The sequence below is a fragment of the Mesorhizobium sp. M7A.F.Ca.US.014.04.1.1 genome, from assembly GCF_003998745.1.
Taxonomy (GTDB): Bacteria; Pseudomonadota; Alphaproteobacteria; order Rhizobiales; family Rhizobiaceae; genus Mesorhizobium; species Mesorhizobium ciceri.
Genome location: NZ_RZRW01000542.1, coordinates 1 through 3,804, shown reverse-complemented (window position 1 = coordinate 3,804; position 3,804 = coordinate 1). Strand labels below are relative to the sequence as shown.

Here is a 3,804-nt window from a genome sequence, read left to right as displayed (position 1 = left end):
AGCAATGACAGCCCCGCAACCCTGGCGGAGGCATTGTCATTGGCGGTTGTCGAAGGCGGCAAGAAGGCTCGCAGCGTTTCGGCTTCGGGTTTTGCCTTTCTCGCCACGACTGTTGCCAACGCCGCCTCTTCGCCCGTCTCAAGCTGGGCAAGATAGGCATCGACGATGCCGGCGGATGCGATCTGCTGCGATTTGACGGCCATCGGCGCCGCCGGCAAAATCAACAGCGCCGGCGCTGTCTGCTGCGCGAGCAGAGACGGCGCCGGCGGTTGGACCAGCGGCTTGACCAGTGCCGTCATCACTGGATCAGCCTGCCCCGAGGGCACGGCTTGCGGCGTCATCACTTCCCTAAGCAGGGCGGGAAGACGAGTGGAGGAAACGTCCATTGCGGCCCACCAACTACATTTTTCCGCTTCACAATAAGCGTTCAGCATTGTCTCAGGCTTGTCTCATGCTTGACCTCGCCGGGAATTTATGGCGATGAAATTCTCATGAACCCTGGCGTCCCCGCATGATGAACCGTTTCGAAGGCCCCGGCGGCAAGGAAGCCCGCATCCGCTACCTGGATGGCGACTTCCAGGTTACCAGCCCCGGCGCGTTCGTGCGCTGCGCGGTGACAGGCGAAAGCATTCCGCTCGACGAGTTGAAGTACTGGAGCGTCGCAAGGCAAGAGCCCTATATCAGCGCCACCGCCTCGCTGCGCCGTGAAATCGAGATGCATCCGGAGCTGCGTAAGCGCAGTTAACCCTTCAGCTTGCGCTGGCGCCAGGCATCGAGCGTCTCGTCGATGATGCGCTCGGGAACGTGATCGAGTTCGAAGACCGTGTCGATCTCCAGCACCTCGAGCCGGTCGAGAAAGTCCTGTGACGCGCCGTGGCGCAGCCGGGCGGCGTCCTTGGCGGTGGTGATGAGCACCAGCCCCTCAGTGCGTGCGGTCGCCGCCAGCTCGGCAAGTTCGTCCTCCGCATAGAAATGATGGTCCGGAAACGGCCGCGTCAATGCCAGTTCGCCGCCGGCCTCGCGCACCGTGTCGAAGAATTTCTCGGGATGGCCGATACCGGCGAAGGCGAGGAACCGCTTGCCGGCAAGCCCTGCCTTGCCGCTTGGCTCTGTATGGGCCTCGAAGATCGCCCGGCCGGCGCGTGCCGCCTGGCGGACCACGCTGTCGGCGGCAGTGCCCTCGCCCATTTTCAACAACCCGCTGGTGAAAACCAGCTGGTCGACGATTTTGGCCCTGAGCGGCCCCCCCGGAATGACGCGGCCGTTGCCGATCCCGTAGCGCGCATCGACCACGACCAGCGCATAGTCGATGTGGATGCGGGCGCTCTGGAAGCCATCGTCCATGATCAGGAAATCGCAGCCATTCCGTTCCAGCAGCAGCCGGGCGCCGGCGGCGCGGTTCGGCGTCACCGCCACCGGCGCGTGTTCGGCGAGCAGCAGCGGTTCGTCGCCGACATGCCGGGCGCTGTCGTGGTCGATATCGACCACGTGCGGCTCGGCGAAGGAGCCGCCATGGCCGCGCGACAGGAAGCCTGGTTTGAGATGCATGCGCTTGGCCTGCTTGGCGAGCGCGATGGCCACCGGTGTCTTGCCGGTGCCGCCAACCGTGAAATTGCCGATGCACAGAACAGGTGCTTCGATCTTCTCACGCTTGGCCCGCCGCATGCCGCGGCCGGCGGCAGCCGCATAGATGGCCGACAGCGGCGACAGTGCCAGGACCCGCCAGTCCGGCTCTTCCCACCAGAATGGTGGTGCTTCCGAGGCCACGCTAGCGCCCGTTCGCGCCCTTCAGGCGCGACTTGACGACCAGCGGCTGGATGTAGGGCTCAAGCGATTTCAGCGTACGCGCCAGCGCACCGCGCATCTCGTCGACGGTCGCAATGCCTGCCGCCATCATCTCGTGGCGCGCCACTTCGTTGGTCAGGAGGAAATTGACGGCGCCGGCCAGCATGTCGCGATCGCGCACCAGCTTGGCGCCGCCGCTGTCGAGGAGACGCTGGTAGGCCTCCCGAAAATTCTGCACATTGCGCCCGGCGAGAACCGCCGTGTCGAGCATGGCCGGCTCCAGCGGGTTCTGGCCACCCTCGGAGGTCAGCGAGCGGCCGACGAAGGCTATTTCCGTCAGCCGGAGATAGAGCCCCATCTCGCCGATCGTGTCGCCAAGCAATATGTCGGTGTCGGCCGTGATCCTGTCGCCCTTGCTGCGCCGCGCGACCTTCAGGCCCATGCCGGAAATCTGCGCCGCAAGCGCCTCGGCGCGATCGGGATGACGCGGAACGACGATGGTCAGAAGACCATGGTGGCGCTTGTGCAGCGTCGCGTGGACTTCAGCCGCGACCACTTCCTCGCCGTCATGGGTCGAGATCGCCGCCCAGGTCGGGCGCGTGCCTATCTGCCGCCGCAGTGTCGCCAGCGCCCGTTCGTCGACCGGAGGCGGCGACGTGTCCACCTTGAGGTTGCCCGACACCGTCACCGGCCGCGCGCCGAGCGCGAGAAACCGCTCGCCATCGACATCCGACTGCGCCACGACGTGAGCCAGGTTCTCGAACAGCGCCTCGGCGATGTTGGCGCGTTTCTTCCACGATTTGAACGAGCGGTCGGACAGCCTGCCATTGACCAGCACCTGCGGCACGCGTCGCGCGCCAAGCTCGAGGATGGTCATCGGCCAGATCTCGGATTCGGCGATGATTGCCAGATCCGGCTGCCAGTGATCGAGGAACCGGCTGACCGCCGGCTTGAGGTCGAGCGGTACATATTGATGGATGATGCGGTCACCGAGCCGCTCGTCGGCGACCTGCGCAGAGGTCACCGTGCCGGTCGTCAGCACGATGTTGACGCCATAGTCGAGAATGCTTTCGACCAGCGGCACGACGGCTATGGTCTCGCCGACGCTCGCGGCATGGATCCAGATCACCGGCCCGTCGGGGCGCGCGCGGCCGGCGACGCCATAGCGCTCGCGGCGGCGGTAGCGGTCTTCCTTGCCGCGCGAGGTGCGCCAGGCAACGTAGGGCCCGACCAGCGGATAGGCTGCCGCACCCGCGAATCGGTAAGCCGACAGCATGGCCCGTGCCCAGCGGCCGCTCATCGCGGAGCATCCACGAGACGGTAAGCCTCGGCGGTCGCGGCATTGAGCGCTGTCGTCACTTCCTGGCGCTTGCGCTCCATTTCGGCGTCATCGGCGCCGGCCGCCACGAAGATCGGCTGGCCAATGACGATCGACGAACGGCCGAACGGCAGGTTAATGGTGGTCTTGTCCCAGCTCTTCTCCAGCACCTTGCGGCGGCTGGTGGTGATGGCGACGGGCACAAGCGGCCGGCCCGAGAGGCGAGCCAGGAGAACGATACCAAGTCCTGCGTCTCGCGGCGTGCCGTGCGGAATATCTGCGATCATGGCGACGTTCTTGCCGACGGCGAGCGACTTTTTCAGGGCGATAAGCGCTTTCGCTCCACCCTTGTCGAGGTGCCTGGCATTTTCCCGCCCGCCCGAGCCGCGCACAGCCTCGATGCCGAATTTTTCCAGCATCAAGGCGTTGAGCTCGGCATCGGCGCTGCGCGAAACCATGGCGACCAGCGGCTTGCGCTTGGGATAATAGGCAGGCGTCAGCAGATGCTGGCCGTGCCACAAGGCGATGATGCCAGGCTCGAACTCGGTATAGGCACCGCCCGAAAACCGTGCCGATCCCTCGACGACGCGATTGGTGAGGCGCACGAAGCGGACGAACTGGGCGAACAGGCTGGCGATGGCGTTCTTGACGAATCGCGACTGCGCAAGCGGTTGGCGAATCTTGCGCCAGAAGGCCTTGGT

5 protein-coding genes are annotated in these 3,804 nt (G+C 65.4%); 1 reads left to right on the top strand and 4 read right to left on the bottom strand.

The window, feature by feature from the left end; translation table 11 throughout:
• A partial coding sequence (locus EOA22_RS27045) for a hypothetical protein (protein WP_245478697.1) occupies window positions 1-434 on the bottom strand: 434 nt, incomplete at its 3' end.
• 77 nt (window positions 435-511) lie between these two features.
• Here EOA22_RS27045 and EOA22_RS27040 point away from each other — a divergent pair.
• Window positions 512-745, top strand: a complete 234-nt coding sequence (locus tag EOA22_RS27040; protein ID WP_013532341.1) for a DUF2093 domain-containing protein — start codon at window positions 512-514, stop codon at window positions 743-745.
• Here the strand turns inward: EOA22_RS27040 and lpxK are convergent.
• The 3 genes from lpxK to EOA22_RS27025 all read right to left on the bottom strand — a co-directional run.
• Window positions 742-1,767 carry a tetraacyldisaccharide 4'-kinase gene (gene lpxK / locus EOA22_RS27035; RefSeq protein WP_013532342.1) on the bottom strand — a complete coding sequence of 342 codons (1,026 nt, stop codon included), beginning with the start codon at window positions 1,765-1,767 and terminating at the stop codon, window positions 742-744. The genes EOA22_RS27040 and lpxK overlap by 4 nt on opposite strands.
• Before the next feature lies 1 nt (window position 1,768).
• Entirely contained in the window at window positions 1,769-3,085 is a 1,317-nt protein-coding gene (gene waaA / locus EOA22_RS27030; RefSeq protein WP_013532343.1) for a lipid IV(A) 3-deoxy-D-manno-octulosonic acid transferase, read from the bottom strand.
• Window positions 3,082-3,804 (bottom strand): lysophospholipid acyltransferase family protein (locus EOA22_RS27025; protein WP_245478696.1); only part of this gene is annotated, 723 nt, incomplete at its 5' end. The genes EOA22_RS27025 and waaA, both read right to left, overlap by 4 nt.